Here is a 26804-nt window from a genome sequence, read left to right on the forward strand (position 1 = left end):
GGAACGGACGCTTCCTTTGTACTCACCCGAGAGACTCTCTCAGGCTTTCCTCCGGGCGCTTCCCTTCGGTCTTGCGTTTCCGACTCTATCAGATCGTTCAGATCCGATTTCCTCGGTGCTTTCCAGGTTCCCGCTTTCGCGTTTCCCTTTCCGGCGGTTCCGACTCTATCAGATCCTTTCGGGCTCTGATTCCCCGTCAGAGGGGTTGTCCTCGCGGCTGTTGGGCCGTTCCGACGTCTCAAACCTTAGCGGACCTTCTCGGCGATTCCCAATCGAGGTCGATCGGACCGTCGAGCCCCAATCGGAATTGAATTCGGGCACGCCGAAGCCATTCCCACTGGGAGATCGTGCTGGTGGTTTGGTTGCCGCTGGTGCGGCGGGAGGTGCTACCGCAGAACCGTTACGGCCCCGTGGCAACCCGAAGAACCTTACGGATCCCGTAAGGGGCTGTCAAGGACACCTGTCAAGATCTTTAATCGAGGTCGCTGAGCCGGCCGCCCGCGTCCGGCTGGGCGTACTCCACCCTGCGCAGGAGGCGGGTGAGGACGTCACCCAGTGCGGTCCGGTCGTCCGCGGAGAGGTCCTGGAGCAGGTCCTCCTCGAAGACCGAGGCGAGGCGCATCGCCTCCAGCCACTTCTCGCGACCCTCCGCCGTCAGCTCGACGATGACGCGGACCCGGTTGGACTCGTCGCGGTCCCGGGTGACGAGCCCCTCACCCACCATGCGGTCGATGCGGTGGGTCATCGCGGCCGGGGTGAGACCGAGACGCTTGGCGAGGTCTCCCGGGCCCAGGCGGTAGGGGGCGCCGGAGAGGACGAGCGCCTTCAGCACCTCCCAGTCGGTGTTGCTGATGCCCAGCTCGGCGGTCTGCCGGCCGTACGCGACGTTCATACGGCGGTTGAGGCGGGAGAGCGCCGAGACGATCTTCTCGACCTGCGGGTCGAGGTCGCGGAACTCGCGCTGGTAGGCGGCGATCTGCTCTTCGAGTGTCGGCTCGCCGGCGCCGGAGGTGTCGCCCATGGCCGCAGTATGGCACGCGACTCCTTTGCCTCGAAGTCCTTCGCTGTGTACTCTTTAGCTTCGAACTTTAGCTTCTAAGTCTTCACTCCTAACGGATGGAGCATCGACCCAGAGAGGGTGAACGTGACCAGGGCAATGGGCGCAGCGATGCGCCGGATTCATGTGGGCAACGCACTCAGCGCGTTCGGGCTCGGCTTCACGGTCCCCTACCTGTACGTCTATGTGGCGCAGGTACGGGGGCTCGGTTCTGTGACGGCGGGTCTCGTGCTCGCCGTCTTCGCCGTGGCCGCGTTGGTCGTGCTGCCGTTCGCCGGGCGGGCCATCGTCCGGCGTGGCCCGCTGCCGGTACTTCTCGCCGCCCTGGTCACCGCCGCGCTCGGTGCGCTGAGCCTGGGGCTGTCGGCCTCGGCGGCCACCGTGCTGTCGTCCGCCGCCGCGCTGGGCGCGGGACAGGCCGTGATGCAGCCGGCGCTCGCGACAATGATCGTCGACTGTTCGCCGTCCGAGACGCGGTCACGGGCGTTCGCGACGCAGTTCTTCCTGCAGAACCTGGGGCTCGGGGTCGGCGGGCTCATCGGTGGGCATCTCGTCGACACGTCGAGCGCCGCGTCCTTCACGCTGCTGTTCGCGATCGAGGCGGCGATGTTCCTGGTGCTGGTCGCGGTCATGGCGACGGTGCGCACACCGCGCGCGCCGCGCATGGAGGAGACGCCGGGACGGTCCGCCGGGGGCAGCTGGAAGCAGCTGCTCGGCAACCGGGCCATGGTGCAGCTGTGCGTGCTGGGCTTCGTGCTGTTCTTCGCCTGCTACGGGCAGTTCGAGTCGGGGCTGAGCGCGTACGGCGTCGAGGCGGCGGGGATCTCCACCTCCACGCTGGGCACCGCACTGGCGGCGAACACTCTGGTGATCGTCGTCGCGCAGTTCGCGGTGCTGAAATTCGTGGAGCGGCGGAAGCGGTCCCGCGTGATCGCCGCCGTGGGTCTGATCTGGGCGGTGGCGTGGGCCGTGGCCGGCTACGCCGGGCTCGGGCACGGCAGCCAGGCGATGGCGACGGCCGCCTTCATCTCGACGTACGCGCTGTTCGGTCTGGGTGAGGCGCTGCTGTCGCCGACGGTGGCGCCGCTGGTGGCCGATCTGGCGCCGGCCGGGCTCGCCGGACAGTACAACTCCGCCTTCGCCCTGGTGAAACAGCTCGCGCTGGCGATCGGGCCGGCGGTGGGCGGGCCGCTCGGGGCCTCGCTGCACGCGCCGTACATCGTGGCGTTCCTGTTGTTCTCGCTGGGTATCACGGTGCTGGCGGTGCGGCTGGGGCGGCAGCTCACGGACGTGCAGAACCAGCCGTCGCTCGCCAGGAGCCGGGTGGTCACGCAGAGCGGGGCGCCGGCCGAGTCGGTGGCGGCCGCGGAGGCGTGAGCGAGCGGGGCAGTGAAGGGTTCGCCCCGGTCACTGCCCCGTCACTGTCCCATCCCGGTCCCGGTCCCTGTTCACGGCTTCGGCAGGACGAACTCGCACCAGACCGCCTTGCCGCCCCCGGGTGTGCGCCTGGAGCCCCAGTTGGAGGCGATCGTCGCGACGATGGCGATGCCCCGTCCGGACTCGTCCCCGGGTTCTGCGCGGCGGCGTCTGGGCAGGTGGTCGTCGCCGTCGGTGACCTCGATGATCAGGCGGCGGTCGGTACGGCGCAGGCGCAGGCGCATGGGGGGCGTGCCGTGCTGGAGGGAGTTGGCGACCAGTTCGCTGGTGGCCAGGACGCCCAGGTCGTGCAGCTCGGTGGGGAAGCGCCAGCTGGTCAGGACACCGGAGGCGAAGGCACGCGCGCGTGGGGCCGCCTCCACGCCGCCGAGCAGTTCCAGGGCGGCGTTGCGGAAGCGCTCGGCGTCGGCGCCCTTGCGGGCGGGGTGCTGGAGGACCAGGACGGCGACGTCGTCGTCGTGGTCCGGGGTGACGCCCGCCGAGCGGACCAGGCGGTCGCAGACCACCTGGGGCGTGCCGGTCGCGCCGGACAGGGCGCGCTCCAGGGCGGCGATGCCCTCGTCGAGGTCTTCGTTGCGGCGTTCCACCAGGCCGTCGGTGTAGAGGACCGCCGTGGAGCCGGGGGTCAGGGCGATCGAGCCGGAGGAGTGCACCCAGCCGCCGGTGCCGAGCGGGGGGCCGGTGGGTTCGTCGGCGCGCTGGACGTTGCCGTTCTCGTCGCGGACCAGGATGGGCAGGTGCCCGGCGGACGCGTAGACCAGCCGGCCCTCGTTCGGGTCGTGGATGGCGTAGACGCAGGTGGCGATCTGGTTGGCGTCGATCTCGGTGGCGAGGCCGTCGAGGAGCTGGAGCACCTCGTGCGGGGGCAGGTCCAGGCGGGCGTAGGCCCTGACCGCCGTACGGAGCTGGCCCATGACCGCCGCCGCGCGGACGCCGCGTCCCATGACGTCGCCGATGACCAGGGCGGTGCGGCCGCCGCCGAGGGTGATCACGTCGTACCAGTCACCGCCGACCGCGGCCTCGGTGCCGCCGGGGTGGTAGGTGGCGGCGACGCGCAGGTCGTCGGGTTCCTCGAGTTCCTGCGGCAGCAGGGAGCGCTGGAGGGTGACTGCGGTCTCGCGCTGGCGGCTTTCGCTCGCGCGCAGGCGGGCGGCGGCCTCGGCGTGGTCGGTGACGTCGGTCGCGAAGACGAGTACGCCGCCGCTGCCGCCCTCGGTGACCGGGGTGCAGGTGAAGGTGTAGGAGCGGCCGTCGGGGGCCTTGCGGGACTTGAGGGTGCGCGGCCTGCCGCTGCGCTGGACCTGTTCCAGGAGCGGGAAGAGGCCCAGCTCGGCCAGTTCGGGGAGGGCCTCGCGGGCCCGTTTCCCCGGACGGCGGGTGCCGAAGGCCGTGACGTAGGCGTCGTTGACGTAGGCGAGGCGGTGGTCGGGGCCGTGGACGAGGGCGACGAGGGCCGGGACGCGGTCGAGGACGTCGCGCACGGGGAGGTCGTCGACGGCGGGGACGGGCGGGGCCTCGTCGGTCAGCTGTTCGGCGCGGGCGGAGGGTACGGAGCCGTCGCTCCGCCGGTCCGGGGAGACCGTCGTGTCGGTCCGCGCTGCGGCGCGGCGCTGCGTTCCGGGGAGTCGGGCGCTCCAGCGCGTGAAGTTCACGAATCCTTGCCTCGTGTAGTTGTCGGCGGCCGGGGACCGGGACGGTCCGGGAGCGACCGGGGCCCGGGGCCGCGCGGGAGCGAGCGGTGGCGCACCCGCGGTGGTGGACCAGTCTGGCAGGGTAGGTGCCGGCCGGGCCGACATCCGTCGGACGTCGGCCCGGCCGGGGGAGTTCCTGACTCCGGTCAGGACGACCCCTTCGGGTTGCGCGGAGGTTCCTGAGAAGGCTTTCCACCGGCCGCGAGTTCGAACTCCGCTCGTGGATGTTCGAGTGAACCCAGGGAGACGATCTCCCTTTTGAAGAGTCCGGCGAGGGCCCATTCGGCCAGCACGCGCGCCTTGCGGTTGACGGTGGGGACCCGGCTCAGGTGGTAGGCGCGGTGCATGAACCACGCGGGGTACCCCTTCAGCTTGCGGCCGTAGACGTGCGCGACGCCCTTGTGGAAGCCGAGGGAGGCGACGGAGCCGGCGTACTTGTGCGCGTACGTCTCGAGGGGCTCGCCGCGCAGGGCGTGCGCGATGTTGTCGCCCAGGACCCTCGCCTGGCGGACGGCGTGCTGGGCGTTGGGGGCGCATTCCCGGCCGGGTTCCGGGGCGGTGACGTCGGGGACGGCTGCGGCGTCGCCCGCGGCCCACGCGTGTGCGGCGCCGTCGACGGACAGGTGGGGGGTGCAGGCGAGCCGGCCGCGGTCGTCGAGGGGGAGGTCGGTGGCGGCGAGGACCGGGTGGGGTTTGACGCCGGCCGTCCAGACGACCGTACGGGTGGGGAAGCGGGCGCCGTCGCTGAGGACGGCGACGCGGTCCGCGCAGGACTCCAGGCGGGTGTCCAGGCGTACGTCGATGTTGCGGCGGCGCAGTTCGGTGACGGTGTAGCGGCCCAGGTCCTCGCCGACCTCGGGCAGGATGCGGCCCGACGCCTCGACGAGGATCCACTTCATGTCGTCCGGCGTGACGTTGTGGTAGTACCGCGCGGCGTAACGGGCCATGTCCTCCAGCTCGCCGAGGGCTTCCACGCCCGCGTAGCCGCCGCCGACGAAGACGAAGGTGAGGGCGGCGTCGCGGATGGCGGGGTCGCGGGTGGAGGAGGCGATGTCCATCTGCTCCAGGACGTGGTTGCGCAGGCCGATGGCTTCCTCGACGGTCTTGAAGCCGACGCCGTGGTCGGCGAGGCCGGGGACGGGGAGGGTTCGGGAGACCGAGCCGGGCGCGAGGACGAGTTCGTCGTACGTCAGCCGGCGGGCGCCCGTCTTCTCCTCGCCGGTGGCGAGGGTGGTGATGGTGGCGGTGCGCGTCGTGTGGTCGATGGACCGCGCCTCGCCGATCACGACGTGGCACTGGTCGAGGACGCGGCGCAGCGGCACGACGACGTGCCGGGGGGAGATCGAGCCGGCCGCCGCCTCTGGGAGGAACGGCTGGTACGTCATGTAGGGGTCCGGGGTGACGACCGTGATCTCGGCCTCGCCCCGCCTCAGTTCGCCTCTCAGGTTCCGCTGCAGACGCAGGGCCGTGTACATCCCGACGTAGCCGCCGCCGACAACGAGAATGCGCGCACGTTCCTTCACCATCCCATGACGCACCCGGCGCTTGCGTTTGTCCACAGGCTCGTCGATTTGTGTGATCGGAGACCGGGACGGCGCGGGGTGGCCCGGATCGCCGTGGTGCGGGGTGGTCATGCAGGTCAGCGGGGGTGCGAGCGGGGGAGGAAGGCGGCACATCCGGGGCGTATACGATCCGTACTCCGATCGGTGGGCGCTCCGTGCGGAACGTGCCCCTTCTGAATTGACTCCCGCTCAACTATGTTCTTTCCCACGGTGTGCAGGGGGATGTGCTCATCGGGTCCGCGACGGGCGGGCCCCCGATCCGGGCCTGTTCCGCGCACTCCGGCTTTCGATGGCGGGGAGAGTCTCCGGGGGGAGACGTCATTACCGGGGGATTGTCATGCATGTTCAGGGCTCTCATTGGTCGTCCGCGTCCACTGTCGCGCCTGGTGGCGCGATGAGTGCGGCGACGGGCGGCGCACGCGGGGAATCACGGACCGCGCCTCTGCGCGTGGACGCCCAGCGCAATCTGGAGCACGTGCTGCGCGCGGCGCGGGAGGTGTTCGGCGAGCTGGGGTACGGAGCGCCGATGGAGGACGTGGCACGGCGCGCGCGGGTCGGTGTCGGCACGGTGTACCGGCGCTTCCCGAGCAAGGACGTCCTGGTGCGGCGGATAGCCGAGGAGGAGACGGCCCGGCTGACCGACCAGGCCCGGGCGGCGCTCGGGCAGGAGGACGAGCCGTGGTCGGCGCTGTCGCGCTTCCTCCGGACGTCGGTGGCCTCGGGCGCCGGGCGGCTGCTGCCGCCGGGGGTGCTGCGGGTCGGGGTGTCGGACGACGGTGCCGACGGCGCCGGTGGTGGCGGTGCCGTGGCCGGAGAGCCGCGGGTGCCGCAGCAGCGCGTACAGCCGGGCTCGGGCGAGCTGCGGCTGGTGTCGGAGGGGTCCGCGCCCGTCGGTGCGTCGGGCACCGGTGCGCACGACGACGGTGCGGCGGCGCTGCTGGAGGTCGTGGGCCGGCTCGTGGAGCGGGCGCGGTCGGCGGGTGAGCTGCGGCCGGACGTGTCGGTGTCGGATGTGCTGCTGGTGATAGCCACGGCGGCACCCTCACTGCCGGACGCGGCACAGCAGGCGGCGGCCTCGTCCCGGCTGCTGGACATCCTGCTGGAGGGGCTGCGGTCGCGACCGGCGTGACGCGGTGCCCGCGTGCGTGGGTGATGGCCGCGTGCGTGGGTGATGGCCGCGTGCGTGGGTGAGGAGGGGCGGGCGGGCCGTGTCGGGGACTCCACGCGTCTCGCTCAACGCCTGCCCGGACGGGGCACCTTGTTCTTCCCCGAATGGCTGAGCGTTATTACCGCGTCGCGGCAAGTCCCCACGGACGAGTGACGGCCCGTACTGCGGAGTGCTGACCAAAAGCCAATATGGCACGCTGTCCCGGTGTTCGGGACAGGCTGGGCCGGTGGCGGAGGCTTTCCGCGATGAGCGTTGACGGGCGGGACGGGTCACTCGGTGACGGTGAGGCCGGACCCGGCGACACCGGTCCCGGCGACCCGCCGCAGGTGCCGGGCCAAGGTGGACCGGCTCGGGGCCCTTGGGGCGGATTTCCTGTGGACGGCCGGGTTCCTGCGGATGGCGGTGGGCCGGCGGAAGGTGGCTCCCCCGCGGAGGGCAGTAGGCCGGCGGAGAACAGCTTCCCCGCGAATGGCGGTGGGCCGGCGGAAGGTGGCATCCCCGCGGAGGGCAGCGTCCCGGCGCAGCGTGAGCTGCACGAGGACAGCGTGCTGCCCCCGCCGCGCGAGCCGCATGGCGGCGGAGTCCTGCCCCCGCCCCGTGAACTGCACGACCCGCACGACCTGCACGACCCGCACGACGGCGGCGTCCTGCCTCCGCTCCGCGACATGCCGTTGCCCGACGCCGAGCTGATCGAGCGGATGCGCTCGGGTGACGACACGGCCTACGAGGAGCTGTACCGGCGCCACGCGGACGCGGTGCGCCGGTACGCGCGTACCTGTTGTCGCGACGCCCACACCTCGGACGACCTCACCGCCGAGGTCTTCGCCCGCATGCTCCAGGCGGTACGCGGCGGCTCGGGCCCGGAGCACGCCGTGCGCGCCTACCTGCTCACCGCGGTCCGGCGCGTCGCCGCCGGCTGGACCCGGTCGGCCGGGCGGGAGCAACTGGTCGACGACTTCGCGGTGTTCGCCGCACAGGCCGCGCACACCACCAAGGTGGCGGACGACGACACCCTGGAACTGGGCGCCGACGTCCGGGCCATGCACGAGGCCGAGCAGTCGATGGCCATGCGGGCCTTCCGTTCCCTGCCGGAGCGGTGGCAGGCCGTGCTGTGGCACACCGAGGTCGAGGACGAGTCACCGAGCGAGGTGGCCGTGCTCTTCGGGCTGGACGCCAATGGCACGCGCGTACTTGCCAGCCGGGCCCGCGAGGGCCTGAAGCAGGCCTATCTCCAGGCCCATGTCAGCGATGCCCTCGCCGCCGACGAGGAGTGCGCCCGCTACGCCGACCAGCTCGGCACCTACGCACGCGGCAGGCTGCGCACCCGGGCCGAACGGGGCCTGCGCAAGCACTTGGCCGAATGCGCCAGGTGCCGGCTGGCCGCCGGCCAGATCAAGGAGGTCGCGAGCGGGATTCCCGGCGTGGTGCCGGTCGCGGTCATCGGCTGGTTCGGCGCCGCCGGATACGCCAAGGCGGCGGGGATCGTCGCCGGAGGCGCGGGTGCGGCGGGTGCCGCCGGCGCGGCGGCCACGACGGGCGGCGGCACGTCCGGAGGCGCGGGTGCCGGAGGCGCGGGTGCCGGAGGCGGTGCGGCGGCCTCCGAGGGGCTGGGCGCGCCGGTGAAGGCCGGCATCGCGGCCGGTGTGGTTGCGGTGGCCGCGGCGGCGGCGCTGGTCTTCGCGCTGGTCGGCGACGACGCCCCGGAGGAGCAGCCGCCGAAGGCCGCCCCGCCCGCCTCCTCACCGGTGGCCCAGCCGGCCCCGGACACGCCCGCGCCCTCGACGCGGACACCGCGCCCGCACCCACCGCTGACCGCACCCGAGCCTCCCTCGCCCCCGCCCCCGTCCCCGGCCTCCACCCCCAGGCCGTCGCCGCCCCCTTCGCCCAAGCCCTCCCCCACCTCGAAACCAACCCCGACCCAGAGCCCGGCCCCGACCCAGAGCCAGACCCCGGCCCCGACGCCGCCCCTCGCTCCCCCGCCGCCCCCGGCCCCGGTCCCTACACCACCGCCCGCCCCGACCGTCTACCAGTGGAGCGAGCTGGCGTACGACGTGGGCGGCGACGGGGCCGGACCCGAGATGCGGCTGGCCGGGAGCAGCTGGGTCTGGCAACGGACCGCCCTGTCGATCGGCGGCGAACGGTACGCACACGGCGTCACGGTGCACGGACGGTCCTCCGTCACCATCGACCTCAACCGCTCCTGCTCGTCCTACGACGCGCTGGTCGGCGTCGACGACCTGACGATGAGGCTGGGCGAGGTCCGCTTCTCGGTGCACGCCGACGGCGTCCGGCTGTGGAGCTCCGGGACGGTCGAGGGCGGGGACCCGGCGGTGCCCGTGCATGTCGACATCTCGGGGCGCGAGACCGTACGGCTGGTGGTGGAGCCGCACGGCCCCTTCGACACAGTGGCGCTCGCGGACTGGGCGCGGTCGCGGTTCACCTGCGAGTAGGGCAGGCCCGGGACCCGCTGCGGGAGCCGGCCGGCCCGGCCCACGCACCAGCACACGCGCTAGCTGTACTGGTCGCCCGCGCCCCCGTCAGACCGCCGCACGACCGCCCCGTCAGACCCGCCGCGAAACCGCCCCCGCCCCGCCCAGCGCCTCCCGCTGCGGCGCGATGCCCGCCGGTACCGCGCGTTGGCGGGCCGGGGTGCCGGTCCAGCAGGTGCCGCGGCGGGCCAGGAGGCGGCGGAGCCACAGTTCGAGGGAGACGAGGTCGGCCAGCCCGTCCAGGGGCAGCTTCTCGCCCGCGGCCGCCGCACGCACCGCCTTGCGCACGACCCGCGCCTCCACGAGCCCCGCCTCCGCGAGCAGCGGCGTGTCGAAGAGCCCCAGCAGGGAGTCGGCGGCGACCCGCAGCCCCGTCCGCGCGGCGGAAGCCGCCAGCCCCTGCGTGGGCGCCCCCCAGCCGCTCGGCAGATCGCTCACCCCCGCCCCCTCCAGCACCGTCCGCAGAATCGACGCCCGCGCCCCCGGCTGCACCCGCAGCGCCTCCGGCAGCGCACGGCAGGCGCGGACGACCTGGTTGTCGAGGAACGGCGTGTGCAGTCGCTGGAAGCGGATCTCGGCGGCCTGCTCCAGTACCCGCACGTCCGCGGCCTGCCGCGCCAGCGCCGCACGCGCGCGGAAGTCACCCGGCCGCTGCCCCGGCCCCACCCCGGAACGCTGCGAGGACGTCTGGAGGCGAACCGATACTTCAGCCAGCGCCTCTCCGGTCAGCCACCGCGCCGCGGGCCCCGGCCCGGCCCAGGACAGCACCGCGAGCGACGCCTCCATCGCACCGTCGCCCGGCGTGTCGAAGCGCCGGCGCAACAGCCGTTCGGAGAGCACCTCCAGGCCGGTGCGGTACGGGGTCCGCGCCAGCCGCCGCGCCGCGGCGTACACGCGCGCGGGGACCAGCACCGAACCGTCGGCCTTGGCCAGCGCGGCGACCGGCCGCACGAGATGGCGCCGCTTGCGGTCCATCAGCAGGTCGGCGAGCCGCGCCGGATGGGCGTCCAGCACCTGCCGTGCCCCGTACCCCGTGAAGTGGTCCGCGCTGCCCGCGGCCAGCCGCGCCCGGTGCCGTGCCGCCGCGACGAGACACGAGCCCGGTTCGTCCGTCAGCGGCCCGTCCAGCGCGGCGTACGGCAGGACGTCCTCGCCGCCGGTGACCACGACGTGGTGCAGCCTCGGGTTGGCCGCCAGCGCGCCCGCCCGCTCCAGTTCGGCCTCCTGCCCGCCGACGGCGAGGTCGTTGAAGGTGACGGCGAGCAGCCGCTCCCCCGCGCCCGTGCCGTGTCCGAGCACGGTCCCCGGCATCCCCGGCAGTCCGGCGGCCAGCAGCGCCAGCGTGCCCGAGGCCGGTCCGCCGGACAGGTCGGCCCCGATCCCCGGGACCGGCATCCCGCGCGCGGCGCGCCGTTCCGCCGGTCCCATGCCGGGTACCGGCCCCGGGTCGATGCCGTCCCCGGGAACGTGCCGGGGGGCGGCGAGACGTGTGCGCACGGCCTCGACCAACGCGTCCCGCACGCCGTCCACGGCCCGGTCGGGGTCGGCCGAGGGCGCCGCCACGGCGAGCGAGGTCACCTGCTCGTACCCGGCGATCTCGCGCGCCCCGGCGCGCAGGATCAGCGCATGCCCCGGCGGAATGCGTTTCACGCCGTCGTACGGGGTGGAGTCGTCCAGCGCGGCCGGCACGTCGGGCGCGGCGAGCAGCGCGGCGAGGTGACCGAAGTCGAGGTTGGCCTCGATGAGGTCGGCCAGGGGCAGCGCGGCCGTCGCGTAGGCCGTGCCGCCCGCCCAGGGGGTGTGGAACACCGGCCGCACGCCCGCGAGATCACCGCAGACGGTGATCCGCCGGCCGGCCTGGACGACGGCCGTGTAGCTGCCGGGCCATGCCGTCAGGTGCCGAAGGGCTCCGCCGCGCGCGGCGAACAGTCCGACGCGCAGCTGCTCGTCGGTCGCGCCGCAGATGCCGAGGACGGCGACCCTGGTCTGCGGGTCGGCCGTGACGACGCGCACCTCGTCGGGGCGCCAGTCGCCGACCGCCCACAGCGGATCGGGATCGCCCCACAACAGCTGGGCGCCCACGGGCTGCACGGTCTCGCCGTCGTAGCCGGTGGCGCCCGCGAAGCCGCCCGCTCCGGCGAATCCCGCTGCTCCCACGGCGGCGCTGCTCCACCCCACCAACCACCGCATCGACGCCTCCACAGGCTGGGGACAACCAGTGCACCGTACGAACTGGTCCCATGCTGCCATGAAGGGCGCGCCGCAGAGCAGCGGCGGAGCCGCATGTGCTCCCGTGGATGCGCCCTCGCGGAGACTCACGCGAGAACGCCGGCCACTTCTCCGCACCGCCTCGGAGGGCGCGAAGACGACGCGAATGCGCCCCCGCAACGCGCCCTTTGGCTCCCCGACGCGCCCTCAACTTCCATGGTGAGGGCCGTAGTACCCCGAAAGCACCAGGGTCGATTTTCAGCCAAATCGGCGTCACGCGGACACGTTCGAACACGCTCCGTACAGGCTTTGCGCACCGACCGGCGGTGCGCGGTCCGGGAGGCGAGGCATGCCCCCCGGACCGGTCCGCCGCCCGCGGGGATGTAGGCGGCGGCGTCCCCCAGCCCGCTGGATCCAGTACAGCGGGCCGACCCACGCATCGCTCATGGAACCGCTCCCCCCGTGGCCGGAGAAGAGCGCACGGGCGGGCGCACGGCCACACAGCGGGAGCGTGTGGCAACAGACCGTGCAGACACCGCACTTCAGTACGGACCACAATCCCGCCATCCGGAACAATGCCTCTTAACGCATGGGATCCGGCGAACTACGCTGGGTTTACGAATGCCGCGTGGTTATGCCAGCGCGACAGCCGTCTGTGTCGAGGGGTGGCGCATGTCCAGGGAGCAACGCGGGCCGAACGAAAAACTCGGCGCCGTTCTCGCCCTCGCGGGAATCAGCAACGCAGGACTCGCCCGGCGCGTCAACGACCTTGGCGCCCAACGCGGGTTGACTCTTCGCTACGACAAGACGTCGGTGGCGCGCTGGGTGTCGAAGGGCATGGTGCCGCAGGGTGCGGCGCCGCACCTCATCGCCGCCGCCATCGGCCAGAAGCTCGGCCGCCCGGTGCCGCTCCACGAGATCGGCCTGGCGGACGCGGATCCCGCTCCCGAAGTGGGCCTCGCCTTCCCCCGGGACGTCGGCCAGGCGGTCAGGTCCGCCACCGAGCTGTACCGTCTCGACCTCGCCGGCCGCCGGGCCGGCGGCGGCATCTGGCAGTCGCTGGCCGGCTCGTTCGCGGTGAGCGCGTACGCCACGCCCGCCTCGCGATGGCTGATAACCCCGGCCGACAGCTCGGTGGCGCGTGACGCGAGCCCGGCCGAGGGCTCCGGCGCACCGCTCAAAGTCGGCCACAGTGATGTGCAGAAGCTGCGGGAGGCCGCCGAGGACGCCCGACGCTGGGACTCCAAGTACGGCGGCGGCGACTGGCGTTCCTCGATGGTCCCCGAGTGCTTACGCGTCGAGGCGGCTCCGCTGCTCCTCGGCTCCTACTCCGACGAGGTCGGCCGCGCCCTGTTCGGCGCCTCGGCCGAGCTGACCCGCCTGGCCGGCTGGATGGCCTTCGACACCGGCCAGCAGGAGGCCGCCCAGCGCTACTACATCCAGGCCCTGCGCCTGGCCCGCGCGGCGGCCGACGTCCCCCTGGGCGGCTACGTACTCGCCTCCATGTCGCTCCAGGCCACCTACCGCGGCTTCGGCGACGAGGGCGTGGATCTCGCGCAGGCCGCCCTCGAGCGCAACCGGGGCCTGGCCACGGCCCGCACCATGAGCTTCTTCCGCCTGGTCGAGGCCCGTGCCCACGCGCGCGCGAGCGACGCGGTGGCGGCCGGCGCGGCCCTGAATGCCGCCGAGAGCTGGCTGGAGCGCGCCCGTCCCGGCGACAGCGACCCGACGTGGCTGGGTTTCTACTCCTACGACCGGTTCGCCGCCGACGCCGCCGAGTGCTACCGCGACCTGAAGGCACCACGCCAGGTCCGCCGCTTCACCGAGCAGGCCCTGTCGAAACCGACGGAGGAGTTCGTACGCTCGCACGGCCTGAGACTCGTCGTCTCGGCGGTGGCCGAGCTGGAGTCGGGCAATCTGGACGCCGCCTGCGAGCAGGGCGTGCGGGCGGTCGAGGTCGCCGGCCGCATCTCCTCGGCCCGCACCACCGAGTACGTGAAGGATCTCCTCCACCGCCTGGAGCCGTACGGCGACGAGCCGCGTGTGGTCGAGTTGCGCGAGCGCGCCCGGCCACTGCTGGTGACCCCGGCCTGATCCACCGCCTCCTCCCGGGTTTGAGGGCGCTGTCAGTGGCGCAGTGCACTATCGAAGCCGGGAGGTGGGCCGGAAGATGGAACGAGTGCGGGCCGGGACCGCGCAGGGCATCGCGCACGGCGTCGCGTACGACTGCGACGTGCTGGTGATCGGCGGTGGAATCGTCGGCCTGTCGACGGCGTACGCGATCACACGCGCCGCGCCGGGCACCCGGGTGACGGTGCTGGAGAAGGAGCCGGGACCGGCCCGGCACCAGACGGGCCGCAACAGCGGCGTCATCCACAGCGGCGTCTACTACCGCCCGGGCTCCCTGAAGGCCCGCTACGCGGTGCGGGGCGCGGCGGAGATGGTCAAGTTCTGCGCCGAGTACGGCATCGCCCACGCCGTCACCGGCAAGCTGATCGTCGCCACCGACCGCTCCGAGCTGCCCCGCCTGCACGCCCTCGTGCAGCGCGGCCGGGAGAACGGCATACCGGTCCGCGAGCTGGGCGCGGCGCAGATCCCGGAGTACGAGCCCGAGGTGCGCGGCCTCGCCGCCATACACGTCGGCACCACCGGGATCTGCGACTACGTCGCCGTGGCCCGGCAGCTGGCCCGGGCCTCGGGCGCGGAGATCCGCTACGGCGCCGAGGTACGGCACATCGACCGCCGCCCGGGCCTAGGAGCCGCCGTGCGCACCCGCTCCGGGGAGGTGATCCGCGCCCGGGTCCTGGTCAACTGCGGCGGGCTGCACTGCGACGGGATCGCCCGCATGACGGGCGACGACCCCGGCATGCGGATCGTCCCCTTCCGGGGCGAGTACTACGAGCTGGCGCGGCCCGAGCTGGTGCGGGGGCTGGTCTATCCGGTGCCGGACCCGGCGTTCCCGTTCCTCGGTGTGCACCTGACCCGCGGCATCGACGGAAGCGTGCACGTCGGCCCCAACGCGGTACCGGCGCTGGCCCGGGAGGGCTACGGCTGGGGCGTGCTGCGGCCCCGCGAGCTGGGCGCGACGCTGGCCTGGCCGGGCTCGTGGCGGATAGCCCGGCGGCACTGGAAGTACGGGGCGGGCGAGCTTCGGCGCTCGCTGTCCAAGGCGGCGTTCACCACGGCCGTACGCAGGCTGCTCCCCGCGGTGACGGAGGCGGACCTGGTGGCGGCGCCCGCAGGAGTGCGGGCGCAGGCGGTCCTGGCGGACGGCACGCTGGTGGACGACTTCCTGATCCGCGAGGGCGCCCACGCCGTGCACGTCCTGAACGCGCCGTCGCCCGCGGCGACAGCGGCGCTGCCGATCGGGCGGGAGGTGGGGCGCAGGGCGCTGGCCATGCTCGGCCGCCCGTAAAATTGAGGGCACTGTGTCTGATTTCCGCAACGCCTCCGACGCTCGCCGGCCCGCCGCCGAGGAGCCGGCCGCCCCCGAGCCTGCCGCCCCCCACGCCGGTGCCTCCCTCCGGCACATCCGTGCCAAGGGTGAGCCCCGCTTCCCGGACGGGCCGAAGGCCGATCCCGCCGGGTCGCACTTCGAGCGGCGGATCCGGAGTTTCCAGCCCCGGCGCAGCCGGGTGACCGCCGGGCAGGCGGACGCACTGCAGCGGCTGTGGCCCCGGTGGGGGCTGGACATCGACGGACAGCGGGTCATCGACCTCGCCGAGCTGTTCGGGAACGCCCGTCCCGTCGTCCTGGAGATCGGCTTCGGCATGGGTGAGGCCACCGCGCGGATGGCCGCCGCCGACCCGGACACCAACATCCTCGCCGTGGACGTCCACACACCCGGCCAGGGCAACCTGCTCGGTCTCGCGGAGCAGTACGACCTGTCCAACATCCGGGTGGCCAACGGCGACGCGATCATCCTCCTGCGGGAGATGCTCGCCCCCGGCTCCCTCGCCGGACTGCGCGTCTACTTCCCCGACCCCTGGCCCAAGAAGCGGCACCACAAGCGCCGCCTGATCCAGCCGGAGTTCCTGGACCTGGCCGCGACCCGCCTCGCGCCGGGGGCCGTCGTGCACTGCGCCACGGACTGGGAGCCGTACGCCGAGCAGATGCTCGAGGTCCTCACCGCCCACCCCGGCTTCGAGAACACCGTGCAGGGCGGCGGTTTCGCGCCGCGTCCCGCCCACCGGCCACAGACCCGGTTCGAGGGCCAGGGACTGGACAAGGGTCATGTGGTGAACGACTTGCTCTTCCGCCGCGTACAGCACTCCGTGTCGCACCGCGACCAGCACCGCGACCAGCACAAGGAGCAGCCCCCCACCGGTTAGGGTCCATGCCGTGGCCACCTGTCCCCCGTATCCGACGCGTCCGCCGACGCGGACGCGTACGCACTGGTGGCAGCGCCCCTGGGTGCGTTACGGCGCACTGATCACCCTGCTCGCGCTCTCCGGCCTGGTGATCCTGGCCCTGGTGCGCGAACAGACCGGCACGCAGGGGTTCCTGGTGGGGCTCGGCCTCGCGGTCCTGCCCGTGCCGTTGCTCGTGGCCGCGTTCCGCTGGCTGGACCGGGTGGAGCCCGGACCGTGGCGGAACCTGCTGTTCTGCTTCGCCTGGGGAGCCTGCGCGGCAGCGCTGATAGCGATCGTCGCCAACAGCTTCGCGACGCGCTGGATAGCGACGGCCACCGCCGACCCGGCCGGCGCGGACACCCTGGGCGCCACGGTCATAGCACCGGTGGTCGAGGAGTCCGCCAAGGCAGCCGCCGTGCTCCTGGTCTTCCTCTTCCGCAGGCGGGACTTCACCGGCGTCGTCGACGGCGTCGTCATAGCGGGCGTCACCGCCACCGGCTTCGCCTTCACCGAGAACATCCTCTACCTGGGCAACGCCTTCGGCACCGACCAGCTCACCGGCGACAGCGGCATCGCCTCCGTCACCGCGGCCACCTTCTTCGTCCGCGTCGTGATGTCGCCGTTCGCCCACCCGCTCTTCACCGTGCTCACCGGCATCGGCTTCGGCATCGCCGCGCTCTCCACGGGCCGGCACCGCCTGCGCCGTGCCCTGCTCCCCCTGGCCGGCCTGCTGCTGGCGATGGGCGTGCACGCGCTGTGGAACGGCTCGGTGGCGTTCGGGGAGTACGGCTTCTTCGCCGTGTACGGGGCCTTCATGGTGCCGTCCTTCGGCCTGCTGACCTGGCTGGTGATCTGGACCCGGCAGCGCGAACTGGGCACCGTACGCGCCGAACTCCCCGTGTACGTCATGGCCGGGTGGCTGACACCGATGGAGCCGTACGCGCTCGGTTCGATGCGGGCCCGCCGCATCGCGCGCCGGCACGCCCACCGGCACGCCGGTAGGGAGGCGGCGCGGGCGGTGGCGCAGTACGAGGCGTACGCGACCTCGCTGGCGTTCCTGCGCCGGCGCGGGCGGCTGGGCAGGGCGGGCGCCGACTTCGCCGTACGAGAGCGGGAACTGCTGGGCGCCCTGTGGCACCGACGCGACGTGGCGCGTCCGGCACTGGACCACGCCGCCCGGGCCACGGCGCCGCCCCTGCCGGTGGCCGTGCGGCCCTGGGCGCACCCGTACGGCGCGTACGGGCCCGGCCACCCGGCGACGGCCCCCGCGACGGTCCCGGCGCCGTACCCCGCACCGGCCGCGTACAGCCCGTACACCCCGTACCGCCCGTACACCCCGCCCAGCCACTACCGGCCGTAACGGCAGTACCGGTCGTGCAGGCCGTCCTGCTCCGGCTCCCAGGCGGTGGCGGTGGAGCAGCCGCCGGCGCCGCTGGGGTCGGCGGAGGAGGGAGCGTACGGCTGCGCCGCCCGAGCACCGACCACATCGACCTGCGAGGCGTCGGCGCGGCCTCGATGTCCGCGGCGCTCGGGCCCGGGTACTCGCCCCGCGGACCGGCAGCCCTGACGTCGGGGGGTCGTCGTCAGGACCGCCGGAGACCAGGGCGGCAAAGGGGCCGGAGACCGCGTGGGAGGCACGGCGTGGGTCAAACGGCGTGGATCAGGGGGTCAGGCCCTTGCTCTGCAGCCATGCCATCGGGTCGATGCCGCCGCCTCCGCTGGTGTGGACCTCCATGTGGAGGTGTGCGCCGGTGACGTTGCCGGTGGCGCCGACGCGGCCGATGACGTCACCGGTGGTGACCTCCTGGCCGACGCTGACGCTGATGGAGGACTGGTGGGCGTACCAGATCTCGGTGCCGTCGTCGAGGGTGAGCACGGTCTTGTAGCCGTACGACCCGTCCCAGCCGGCCGACGTGATCGTGCCGCTGTGCACCGCCTTGAGCAGCGTGCCCGTGGGGGCGGCGAAGTCGAGGCCGGTGTGGTAGCCGGAGGACCAGTAGGCGCCGGCCTGGCCGAAGCTGGAGGAGATGGTGTACGAGGAGGTCGGCAGCGTGTACTGCTTGGCCAGCTTGGCGAGCCGCTCGGCCTCGGCCTTCTTCGCGGCCTCCTCCTCCGCCTTCTTCTTGGCGGCGGCGGCCTTGGCCTCGGCCTCCTTCTCCGCCTTGGCGGCGGCTTCCGCGGCCTTCTTCTCGGCGGCGGCCGCGGCTTCGGCGACGGCCTTGGTCTCGACCTGGGCCTGCTGCTGCTCGGCCTGCGCCATGATCCGGGCCCGCAGCGTCTCACCGGCGCCTGGGTCGCTCTCCGAGGAGGTCTCGGCGGCGACCGTGCCGATTCCGCTGAGCGGGGTGGCGGAACCCTGCGGTTCCGGCTTCTCCTCGTCGGAGATGAGCGAGCCGACGTTCGGAAGGTCCGGCATGGAGATCGACACCGGCGGCTTGCCGGTCTGCGCGCTGGCCATGCCGCCCGCGCCGACCGCGGCTATGACACCGACGCCGAGAACGGTGGAGCTGCGGGCGAGACCGCCGCGCTGCTTGGCGACGCGGTGCCGGCCGCGTACGGGGCGGATGGAGTCCGCGGTGGGATTCCACTCCTCCCAAGGGCCCTCTTCGGTGCGGTAGCCGTCGTAGCCGAAGGTTTCGCTGTCGTGCCCGCTGGGCACGAACGGGGCCTCGGGGGCAGGCCGGTTGGACGCCACGTGGGCGTACTCCTTTCCTTCCTTTCGCCTACCGGGTTAGCTGACGGGTTCGGAGCAGGAAGGTCTCCTACGCGCGTATATCCGCCGTGTCTGGCACGGCGTCATACGCCCGATTCACCCCAATGTGGTGGTTCCCCGGTTCCCTTGCGGGATTCGGCGCGTGCGCACGGAGCCGACTTCTGTGACGGCTGGGACGACCGCGCTGCGTTATCGAACGTTAATAGACGCGGGGCTCGGATTCCAAGCCGTTCCTCTTGATCATTAACGGATCCGGCCCGGACGTACGCCTCACGATCGGTTAAAACCGGGCGAGTCGACCGGGCTTGGGTATTCCCCTTCACGCCTCGGCTTTCTGACAGTTCGTCAGTTGTTATGCGGAGGGCGGTCGGTCCGTCACTTCCGGTGACGTCGATCAAGGGTCGAGCAGGGGCGTCGCACGGCGAGCAGTGCCATGTCGTCGGCCATGCCGCCCCCGGAGTGCCGGCGCACGTCCCCGGCGAGGGTGTCGAGCAGCTCCGCCGGATGCCGGAACACGCGGCCGGCCAGCCGCACGTGCGGTTCGTAGAACTCGCCCCGGGCGTCCCGCGCTTCGGACAGTCCGTCGGTGTAGAGAAGCAGCGTGGCCCCGCCGGGGAAGCCGGCCTCCTCCGCGCGGTCGGGCCACACGCCCAGCTCTCCCATGCCGAGCGGCAGCGCCGACTCCCGTGCGGGCAGCGGGCGCAGGGTGCCGTCGGCGTACAGCAGCAGGGGCGGCGGATGGCCGCGGTTGACGATGCGGACGATCCCGTCGCCGTGCGGGAGTTCGGCGAGTACGGCGGTGGTGAACCCTTCGAAGGCGTCCAGTCCGTCGCGCCGGGTGCCCTCGCGCGCCAGTGCCCGCTCCAGCCGCTGCGCCACCGCCTCCAGCGTCGCCTCCTGCTCGGCGGCCTCCCGGAACGCGCCGATCACCACGGCGACGGCGGCCACCGCGCCCATGCCCTTGCCGCGCACGTCCCCGACGATGAGCCGGATGCCGCGCGCGCTGTCCTGCACCGCGTACAGATCGCCGCCGATGAAGGCGTCGGCCTGCGCGGCCTCGTAGCAGGCGGCGATCTCGAAACCGCCGATCCGCTCGGCGGGCTCGGGCAGCACGGCGCGCTGGGCGGCCTCGGCGATCTCGCGGACGGAGACGAGGCGCTCGCCGGTGCGGCGGACGAAGCCGTTCACGAGGACGGCGAGCACGGCGACCGTCGCGATGGTGATCAGCTCGGTGAGGGAGTCGACGTAGTGGATGACGCCCTTGGTCAGTTGCAGCCCTATGACGGCGGCGACCACGGCGACACCGGTGAGCACCGTGCCGCGCCGTGAGTAGATCGGCGCGGCGACCAGGGGCGCGGCCGTGTAGAGGGGGCCCGCGGTGAAGTATCTGGGGGTGAAGATGTCGTACAGGACGGCGGCGACGATCAGCAGCATGGGGAGCAGGCGTACGAAGGCCCGCCCGTACGAGGTCCGTCGCCGCGGCCCCGCGTGCGGCGGCACGCGTTCAGCACCGTCGCCGAGGCCGGGGTCGGGCACGGGATCGCCGGGGAGCCGGCCGCCGGCCCGGGCGTACGCTCCCTCGTCCTCCAGCTCACCTGGCCGCACCACTCGTCTCCCGCCACCCCGCACGTCCGCGCCGCTTGCCGTCCCGGTCCTCCAGGTTTCCCGGACCGGGGGCGAAGGGCGAGCCACTGAGGGCCGATCGGGTGACGGAGCGACCGGGTGACTGGATGACGGGGTGAGGATGAGGGCGGCGCATCCGCCGCAAACGCACCGAAGGCCGGAATCCTTAAGGATTCCGGCCTTCGGCCTTGAGTAGCGGGGACAGGATTTGAACCTGCGACCTCTGGGTTATGAGCCCAGCGAGCTACCGAGCTGCTCCACCCCGCGCCGTTGTGTCTCTACTGTACGTCATCTTGGGGGTGGAATGCACATCCGTATCTCCCTGCCCCTCCAGGTGGCGGTTGGGCGCCTTCGCCCGCTCCTCGTACTCCGGCAGTACGACGACGACGGCGCCCCCGGCGGCGAGCACTCCGCTGCCGTCCGCCCCCGGCACGAAGGTGTCCGGCTCCCGCCAGGCCGTGACCACGCGCCGTACCCCGGCGTCGAGGATCAGCCGGGCGCAGGGCGCGGGCCGGGAGGCGCGGCGGGCGCACGGCTCCAGGCTGCTGTAGACGGTGGCCGTCGCGAGCCGCGGGTCGGCGGGGTCGGCCTTCGCGAGCGCCGCCTCCTCGGCGTGCACGACGGGGTCGTCCCCCTCCCGCGAGTGCCCCCGCGCCAGCTCGCTCCCGTCGGCGGCGACCACGACCGCCCCCACGCTGAACGCCGTCCCGGACGGCGGACACAGCTCGGCAAGCTCGCAGGCGAGCGCCAGCCAGTGCCGGTCGGCGGCGGTGACGCGGCCGCCGGCGCCGGGGGCGGTGGGCAGATACCGCGTCAGCACCACGTCCTCGACGCGCCGCGACTCCACCAGCCGCAGCCGCCCGCCCTGGTAGGCGCCGGGCCCGAAGAGGCGGGGCGCGTCCGGGTCGCCCACGAACAGCGGCGCGAGGACGAGCTGGAGTTCGTCGGCGAGTTCCCGCTGCAACAGCTGGGTGTGCACGGTCCCGCCGCCCTCGACCATGAGCCGCCGCACGCCCCGCCGGTCGTGCAGGTACTCCAGGCCCGCGTGCCAGTCGAGCGCGGCACCGAGCGGCACGACGTCGGCGGCGAGCCCCAGCGCGTGGGCATGCCGGGCCCCCGCGTCCGTGGTGAGGAGCACCTTCTCGCCTCCCGTGTGCCAGAACGCCGCCGCCGGGTCCAGCTCGCCGGTGGCGCTGACCGTCACCTTCAGCGGGTACTCCGCCTCCCCGGCCGCGACCCGGGCCGCGCGCCGCTCGCCGGAGTTCACCAGCAGCCGCGGGTTGTCGGCCCGGATCGTGCCGGCGCCGACGAGGATCGCGTCGACGGAGGCCCGCACCTCGTCGACGCGGTCGAAGTCGGCAGGGGAGGAGAGCAGGAGCCGGTCGGGGCCGGTGTCGTCCAGGTAGCCGTCGAGGGAGACGGCGGCGGAGAGGAGGACGTAGGGGAGGGGCATCAGGCGGCACTCCGGTGGGACGGGCGGACTGGTCGGCGCCAGTGACCGTCGGTCACTGCCAGAAGACCTCTTCCACAATGATCTGGGGATCCTCGGTGCGCGGTACGAAGGTGTATCGCAGCCAGCCGTGCCCGTGGCCGAAGTAAAGATGCGAGAGCCCTTCGGCAGGCCGGACCGCGCCGGCTGATCCCGCATACCTGCTGGAAGATCGATGTCTGCGTCGATGCCCCGGAAGTAGGGATCCTTCGCCGTGACCAGTTCGGCGCGCGCGGCGTCGACCGTCTTCCGTACGTGCTCGGGCAATGCGTCGCGGGTGGCCTGAGCCTTGAGCGTCCAGTCCATCTGCCAGGGCGGGCCCATGAACCAGCCGTCCGTCACTGGCCCGGCTCCAGGCGCTGACTCTCGTACCGAATGTGCGAGGCCTCTTCGAGAAGCGCCTTCGCCTCGGCAAGGTCCGTGGACTCCGATGCACGGTGATGCAGGTCAGCCATGTGCGCGTCGAGTTTCGGGTCCCTGGCAATCGCGTATTCACCCCACCAGCGAGCCATGAACGCGGGCACGGTGCTGATGTCGTACGCGTCCGCGACGGCCCAACGCCAGTGGTCGTCGAAGTCCGGAAGGAGCTGCGGGGCGTGCTGGGCGATGGCAGCACGCAGCGCCTTCGGGTTCCGCTCGGGCATGGGCGGAACGACCGGCGTGGGTTCTGCGGCGTGTGCGGACATGACCGGACGGTCTCCTCTACGCTCCTTCGGCGCTCTGTGCCTACGACGATAGTCCGTCCCGACAACCTGGGTGAGCGGTTCACTGCCGGGGCTCTGAGCTGTCATGCCGGGAGGGCATCGGTGTCGTCGTCCGTCGCGGGCAGGCGCCGGCCACGGGACTCCGCGACCCTCAGCACGTCGGCGAGGCACTCCGTCAGCCGGATCGCGGTGTAGCGGACCTCGGCGTTCGGGGACACGGGGTCGTCGAGCAGCCGGCGGGCGGAGCGCAGCACGTCCAGCCCTTCTGTGAGCTGCCGGACCTCCGTCTCGTCGGCGAGGCGCGACACGGTCCCGTTCCCGTCGCCGGGGGCGAGGAAGCAGGGTTTGCCTTCCGGCGACAGCCAGGGCAGGAGCCGTAGCGCGGTGTACGCCGTCATCAGGCGGCCGCCTTCCGGGCGCCGACGACGTGCTGATCGAGGTCGACGCCGAAGTCGGCGGCGAGCACGAGGGCGAGGCGGCGGTGCCGCCGGCGGCCCCTTTCCGCTTCCTGTTCATGGGCGCCCAGGTAGGGGCGGACCAGACGGGAGGCGGCGCCGTCGAGGGGGAGGTGACGGCAGTGGGGGGAGTGGTGGAGGGGGAGGCGTGCGGGGGCGGCGGCTTGTGGGGTGCGGTGGGTGGGGCGGGGGGCTTGGTGCCGGAGGGCGCCTGCTCGATGGGTTCCGGTGCCTGGGCCGAGGAGAGGGGTGAGCCAGTGGGTGAGGCGGCGGATAAGGTCTTGCATGTCGACGCTCCTGCGTAAGCGTTGGCCTGCCCCGGGAGGTCTAGCCACCTCGCCGGGGTCTTCAGTTGTTGACGCTACCCCCAGATGCAGCCCTCTACATACAAGTACAGAGGGATCCACCCGAACGTGGAGGTGAAGGCACACCTACGTTGGACATATGAGCGATAAGGGCAAGCCGACCCCCTTGGACCCGATGAGCGCCAGACCGCTCTACGTCCAACTGGCCGACGTCATCGCCAAGAAGATCCAGTCGGGCGAGCTGGCGCCGGACAGGCCCATCCCGTCGGAGAACCATCTCGCCGACGAGTACGGCGTGGCACGACTCACCGCTCGCCGGACCGCACAGGAACTCCGCGAGCGTGGACTCATCGTCACCGTCCGTGGCAAGGGGTCCTTCGTCGTGGAGCAACTGCCGTCCACGGCACCCGAAGGCGAGGCCGGGATCGCCGACTGACGGTCCCGCCCCACTGCCCGCGCGGTCTCCGCTGCTCGGCGGCCTTCCTACGTCCGCCGCGCCCCTTCTCGGGGCGCCAGTCGCGGAGGTCGGACTCGGAGAGGCGCCGGCCGGTCAGCGCAGCCCGGCCGTCCAGTGGACTGCTGCTCGCCTCCGTCCTGCCGTCCCCCGGGCCCGAACTGGCAGGACGGGTGGGCACGCCGTGTCCACGGTGTCGCGTACTACACCGGCACGCTGATCCGCCCGGCGAAGGCGTCGACGTCGTCCATGGCGCCGAGGACCCGGCGCGGGTCCGGAGCCGCGACGACGACCACCACATCGCAGCCGGCCTCCTCCACCCGCCAGGCGTACCGCACGCCCGCGACGATCGTGCGGTCCTCCTCCGTCTGCGTGTAGCGCAGGGCACGCAGGCCGGTGCCGAGCAGCTCGGTCGTGAAGTCCTCCACGAGCGGCTTCTCCACCAGGTACGGGTCCTCCGTGGTGACCAGTGCCCGCAGGGTCTCCTCGCGGTCGCCGTCCGCCTCGACGGCGGCGACGTACACGGGCAGGGGCATCAGGCGCGGGTCCGGCAGGTGGAGGTAGACGTCGAAGCCGGGGTGGCTGCCGGGGAACTGCTCGGCGCAGGCCTGCAGGGTGGCGGCCAGGGCCTTGAGGTCCTTGCGGGTCGGTTCGAGGTCGCTGTCGCCCCACCACGCCTCGGACATGTGGCGGGCCCACTGTTTGGGCCCTTTCCAAGGAGTTGTCTCCCACGCGTCCGGGAGCTTCATCCACAGGTCGGTGTCGTAGTCCACATGCGGCCAGCTCACGCGCGGCTCCATCGGAAGGTGGTCATCATCGCGTCGAAGAGTTCCACGAAGAGGTCGGCGATCGCGTCCTCGGGGTCGCCCGCGCCGAGGGTGGAGAAGACGATGCCGAGCCAGCGGCCGTGGTCCGCGGGGACGGGGACGACGTAGTCGACGCGGCGCGAGGCGAGCTCCCCGCCGCCCGGGGCGTCGGCGGCGACCGTCCGCTCCGTCCGGACCGCGCGCACGCCGTCGAGTTCGACGACGCTCGTCTCACCGCCCCGGCCCGGTGTTTCGAGGAGCCGGTGCGCCACGGCCGAGGGGTCGACGGCGACCTGCTCCGGGAACTTCATCTCCGAGACCACGATCGAGGCGGGGACGGCGATGCCGTGCATCCGTTCGAGGGGCAGGTAGAGGTCCAGGGCTTCGGCGCGCCGGGCCTCCTTCACGGCCTCGGCAAGCCGCCGCTCCATCTCGCGGCGGTACGGGCCGATCCTGTCGTGGGGGGCGTTCGCCGGGAGTTCGGCGAAGGCGTCGTCGACTACGGACCGTATCGCCTCGTCGGTTCCGGACCGCATCGGTATTCGGACCCACTCCGGCGGCAGGATCAGCTGGTAGCCGTGCGGGGCGGTGGTCGAGCGCTCAGTCACGGTTGCCTTTCCGCAGCGTGTGGACTCTCGGCAGCACCCACTGGGTGAGGGGCGCGGCCAGTGGAAACAGTACGTAGGCGAGGGAGCCCGTCGCGAACCCGGTAAGGCAGTTCAGCAGGGCGCCGCCGAAGACCACCACGGGCACCGAGGAGTCCCGCTGGGGCGAGCGCGCGTACTTCACGACGAGCCGCACCAGGAAGCCGGTGGCGACGAGGGCGGCGGGCCCCAGCACGTACCGGAGGACGGCCGTCGCCACGCCCTCCGAGGCCGCACCCGCGACCATGGCCGCGCAGAAGAGGAGCGGCGGGATCATCGAGATCACGCGTGCGACGGCGACGTCCCGGGAGTAGGCGCGCTCGGCTGCCTCCCGCCCGCGCTGTGCCTCCCGTCTTCCTTCCCGCAAGCGCTCGAAGTAGCGCTCGCCCGGCTCGCGTCGGCTCACCAGGTGGACCCGACCTCGGCGGTGTACGTGTTCTTGTAGTCCTGGAACGGTGCGAAGTACGGCTTGTCGGTCACCGTGTCACTGGAGCCGAGGGCCTTGCCGCCCAGGTCGATGCCCTGTCCGGCGATGAAGACCTGCTGGCTGTGGCGCAGGTACTCCTCGGCGCCCTGGCTGGCCGCGTGGACACCGCCGTGCTCCGCGTAGGCGGCCCGCGTCTTCATGATGTCCTTGTACGCCACCGCCGCGTCCTTGTCGCCGCCGGCCTTGATGATGTCCATCTTGCCGACCTTGGGCAGCGGTGCCTTGGAAGCCACCGTCTCGGCACCGGTGCCCGCCTTGGCGGCGAGTGCGTCCGCCTGCTCGATGGCCTCGCGTGCCGCGCGCTTCTGCGCCTTGGACGCGCTCTTGCTCGCGAGGGTGCGGCCGGCCTGGCCGTACGCCTTGCTCATGCCGTTCTTGGCGGCACTCGTGGCGGCCTTCTTCGCGCCCGCCGCCGCGGCCGCCCGCGTCGCGGCCTGCCCGGCCTTCAGCCCGGTGACGGCACCTCGCCCCAGGCCCATGGTGGCCAGCGCGAACACGTCCAGCGCGACGTCGGCCCAGGATCCCTGCCCGGCCGATGCCATCACCACTCTCGCCACGAGTACGGCGATACCCGCGGCGAGGACGATGCCGATCCCGATGCCGGAGACGAAGATCGCCGCGATGGCGAGGGCCGTGGCGACGTAGCTCGCCACCTCGATGACGACCTTCAGCCAGCCGGCGTTCTTGTCGATCCAGTCCTTGACGTTGTCCCACCAACTGTCGGTCAGCGGGTCGTCGTCGATGGCCTTCTCGATCAATGACGCATAGTGATCGGCTTGGTGGTGGTACCTGTCGGTCGCCTTCTTCAGGTCCTTCTCGGCCTGCTCCTTGTCCGTCTTCGCCAGGTCCAGCGCATCGCCGGCGGCGGCCTGCACACTGCGCAGATCCTCTGCCCAGCCGGACAGGTGCTTCTTGACGCCCTCGTAGCGCTCTGCCGTCTGGTCCAGCTTCTTGCCCAGCTCTGCGGCACCCTCGGTCAGTCTGTCCGAGTACTTGCCCTTGAGGCCCTCTTTTTTGGCGATCTTGTGGAGCTTCTCGGCCTGGTCGCGCAGCTTCTTGGCGACCTTCTCCATGTGGCCGACCTCGTCCTCGATACCCTTGGCGGACCCGGGAACAGGATCGCTTTCCGCCAGCGGGTGCCAGTCGACAGGGCGGGCCAT

21 protein-coding genes, 1 tRNA gene, 1 pseudogene and 1 riboswitch are annotated in these 26804 nt (G+C 72.5%); of the genes and pseudogenes, 8 read left to right on the top strand and 15 right to left on the bottom strand.

Annotated elements, in window-relative coordinates; all coding sequences use genetic code 11:
* Window positions 1-472: 472 nt before the first annotated feature.
* Entirely contained in the window at window positions 473-1021 is a 549-nt protein-coding gene (locus tag ACIQ1J_RS03660; protein ID WP_210962109.1) for a MarR family winged helix-turn-helix transcriptional regulator, read from the bottom strand.
* Between the two features lie 135 nt (window positions 1022-1156).
* Here ACIQ1J_RS03660 and ACIQ1J_RS03665 point away from each other — a divergent pair, with 135 nt between their 5' ends.
* A complete protein-coding gene (locus ACIQ1J_RS03665) occupies window positions 1157-2434 on the top strand; it encodes an MFS transporter (RefSeq protein ID WP_403554782.1) in 1278 nt (425 codons plus the stop codon).
* A 71-nt stretch (window positions 2435-2505) separates the two neighbouring features.
* On the opposite strand, the gene ACIQ1J_RS03670 is transcribed toward ACIQ1J_RS03665, so the two are convergent.
* Window positions 2506-4146, bottom strand: a complete 1641-nt coding sequence (locus ACIQ1J_RS03670) for a SpoIIE family protein phosphatase (protein ID WP_403553839.1) — start codon at window positions 4144-4146, stop codon at window positions 2506-2508.
* A 185-nt stretch (window positions 4147-4331) separates the two neighbouring features.
* The gene (locus tag ACIQ1J_RS03675; protein ID WP_403553841.1) at window positions 4332-5711 is read right to left on the bottom strand and encodes an NAD(P)/FAD-dependent oxidoreductase; all 1380 of its coding nucleotides are present in this window, start codon (window positions 5709-5711) and stop codon (window positions 4332-4334) included.
* A 373-nt stretch (window positions 5712-6084) separates the two neighbouring features.
* On the opposite strand from ACIQ1J_RS03675, the gene ACIQ1J_RS03680 reads away from it, so the two are divergent.
* Together ACIQ1J_RS03680 and ACIQ1J_RS03685 are read left to right on the top strand one after the other, a co-directional pair.
* Window positions 6085-6876 (top strand): TetR/AcrR family transcriptional regulator, encoded by a 792-nt coding sequence (locus tag ACIQ1J_RS03680; protein WP_403553843.1) that lies wholly within the window; start codon window positions 6085-6087, stop codon window positions 6874-6876.
* A gap of 284 nt (window positions 6877-7160) precedes the next feature.
* Window positions 7161-9365: a sigma-70 family RNA polymerase sigma factor gene (locus ACIQ1J_RS03685; protein WP_403553845.1), complete on the top strand. Its 2205-nt coding sequence runs from the start codon at window positions 7161-7163 to the stop codon at window positions 9363-9365.
* Between the two features lie 111 nt (window positions 9366-9476).
* Here the strand turns inward: ACIQ1J_RS03685 and ACIQ1J_RS03690 are convergent, their stop codons facing one another.
* Complete coding sequence (locus ACIQ1J_RS03690; protein ID WP_403553847.1) at window positions 9477-11594, bottom strand: asparagine synthase-related protein; 2118 nt, start codon at window positions 11592-11594, stop codon at window positions 9477-9479.
* A 690-nt stretch (window positions 11595-12284) separates the two neighbouring features.
* On the opposite strand from ACIQ1J_RS03690, the gene ACIQ1J_RS03695 reads away from it, so the two are divergent.
* The 4 genes from ACIQ1J_RS03695 (at window position 12285) to ACIQ1J_RS03710 (ending at window position 17324) form a co-directional block, all read left to right on the top strand.
* A complete protein-coding gene (locus ACIQ1J_RS03695; protein WP_403553849.1) occupies window positions 12285-13706 on the top strand; it encodes an MFS transporter in 1422 nt (473 codons plus the stop codon).
* A 76-nt stretch (window positions 13707-13782) separates the two neighbouring features.
* Window positions 13783-15027, top strand: coding sequence for an L-2-hydroxyglutarate oxidase (gene lhgO, locus ACIQ1J_RS03700; RefSeq protein WP_403553851.1), 1245 nt, complete (start codon window positions 13783-13785; stop codon window positions 15025-15027).
* A gap of 115 nt (window positions 15028-15142) precedes the next feature.
* Complete coding sequence (gene trmB, locus ACIQ1J_RS03705; RefSeq protein ID WP_403554784.1) at window positions 15143-15943, top strand: tRNA (guanosine(46)-N7)-methyltransferase TrmB; 801 nt, start codon at window positions 15143-15145, stop codon at window positions 15941-15943.
* Window positions 15944-15953: 10 nt separating this feature from the next.
* On the top strand, window positions 15954-17324 hold the full coding sequence (locus ACIQ1J_RS03710; RefSeq protein ID WP_403553853.1) for a PrsW family intramembrane metalloprotease: 1371 nt from the start codon (window positions 15954-15956) through the stop codon (window positions 17322-17324).
* A 300-nt stretch (window positions 17325-17624) separates the two neighbouring features.
* Here the strand turns inward: ACIQ1J_RS03710 and ACIQ1J_RS03715 are convergent, their stop codons facing one another.
* The 7 genes and pseudogenes from ACIQ1J_RS03715 to ACIQ1J_RS03745 form a co-directional block, all read right to left on the bottom strand.
* On the bottom strand, window positions 17625-18659 hold the full coding sequence (locus ACIQ1J_RS03715) for a M23 family metallopeptidase (protein ID WP_210962119.1): 1035 nt from the start codon (window positions 18657-18659) through the stop codon (window positions 17625-17627).
* 11 nt (window positions 18660-18670) lie between these two features.
* A riboswitch (cyclic di-AMP (ydaO/yuaA leader) is annotated at window positions 18671-18828 on the bottom strand.
* Between the two features lie 224 nt (window positions 18829-19052).
* Window positions 19053-20282: a PP2C family protein-serine/threonine phosphatase gene (locus ACIQ1J_RS03720; protein ID WP_403553855.1), complete on the bottom strand. Its 1230-nt coding sequence runs from the start codon at window positions 20280-20282 to the stop codon at window positions 19053-19055.
* A 211-nt stretch (window positions 20283-20493) separates the two neighbouring features.
* Window positions 20494-20567: transfer RNA gene (locus ACIQ1J_RS03725), tRNA-Met, on the bottom strand.
* A gap of 58 nt (window positions 20568-20625) precedes the next feature.
* Window positions 20626-21753: pseudogene (locus tag ACIQ1J_RS03730) on the bottom strand (dihydrofolate reductase family protein); the annotation flags it as partial.
* Between the two features lie 374 nt (window positions 21754-22127).
* Window positions 22128-22475: a DUF6247 family protein gene (locus tag ACIQ1J_RS03735; protein ID WP_403553857.1), complete on the bottom strand. Its 348-nt coding sequence runs from the start codon at window positions 22473-22475 to the stop codon at window positions 22128-22130.
* 101 nt (window positions 22476-22576) lie between these two features.
* Window positions 22577-22891, bottom strand: coding sequence for a hypothetical protein (locus ACIQ1J_RS03740; RefSeq protein WP_403553859.1), 315 nt, complete (start codon window positions 22889-22891; stop codon window positions 22577-22579).
* Window positions 22891-23235 carry a hypothetical protein gene (locus tag ACIQ1J_RS03745; RefSeq protein ID WP_403553861.1) on the bottom strand — a complete coding sequence of 115 codons (345 nt, stop codon included), beginning with the start codon at window positions 23233-23235 and terminating at the stop codon, window positions 22891-22893. Before ACIQ1J_RS03745 ends, ACIQ1J_RS03740 begins: the two co-directional genes overlap by 1 nt.
* 157 nt (window positions 23236-23392) lie before the next feature.
* On the opposite strand from ACIQ1J_RS03745, the gene ACIQ1J_RS03750 reads away from it, so the two are divergent.
* Complete coding sequence (locus ACIQ1J_RS03750) at window positions 23393-23689, top strand: GntR family transcriptional regulator (RefSeq protein WP_210962125.1); 297 nt, start codon at window positions 23393-23395, stop codon at window positions 23687-23689.
* Between the two features lie 221 nt (window positions 23690-23910).
* On the opposite strand, the gene ACIQ1J_RS03755 is transcribed toward ACIQ1J_RS03750, so the two are convergent.
* From ACIQ1J_RS03755 to ACIQ1J_RS03770, 4 genes are read right to left on the bottom strand one after another with little or no spacing between them, the layout of a single operon-like run.
* Window positions 23911-24495: a hypothetical protein gene (locus ACIQ1J_RS03755; RefSeq protein ID WP_403553863.1), complete on the bottom strand. Its 585-nt coding sequence runs from the start codon at window positions 24493-24495 to the stop codon at window positions 23911-23913.
* Window positions 24492-25121, bottom strand: a complete 630-nt coding sequence (locus ACIQ1J_RS03760; protein ID WP_403553865.1) for a hypothetical protein — start codon at window positions 25119-25121, stop codon at window positions 24492-24494. The genes ACIQ1J_RS03755 and ACIQ1J_RS03760 overlap by 4 nt, the downstream gene beginning before the upstream one ends.
* A complete protein-coding gene (locus tag ACIQ1J_RS03765; RefSeq protein WP_210962127.1) occupies window positions 25114-25563 on the bottom strand; it encodes a hypothetical protein in 450 nt (149 codons plus the stop codon). Before ACIQ1J_RS03765 ends, ACIQ1J_RS03760 begins: the two co-directional genes overlap by 8 nt.
* Window positions 25560-26804 (bottom strand): hypothetical protein, encoded by a 1245-nt coding sequence (locus tag ACIQ1J_RS03770; protein WP_403553868.1) that lies wholly within the window; start codon window positions 26802-26804, stop codon window positions 25560-25562. Before ACIQ1J_RS03770 ends, ACIQ1J_RS03765 begins: the two co-directional genes overlap by 4 nt.

It is taken from the genome of Streptomyces sp. NPDC097107 (genome assembly GCF_044762405.1).
Taxonomy (GTDB): domain Bacteria; phylum Actinomycetota; class Actinomycetes; order Streptomycetales; family Streptomycetaceae; genus Streptomyces; species Streptomyces thinghirensis.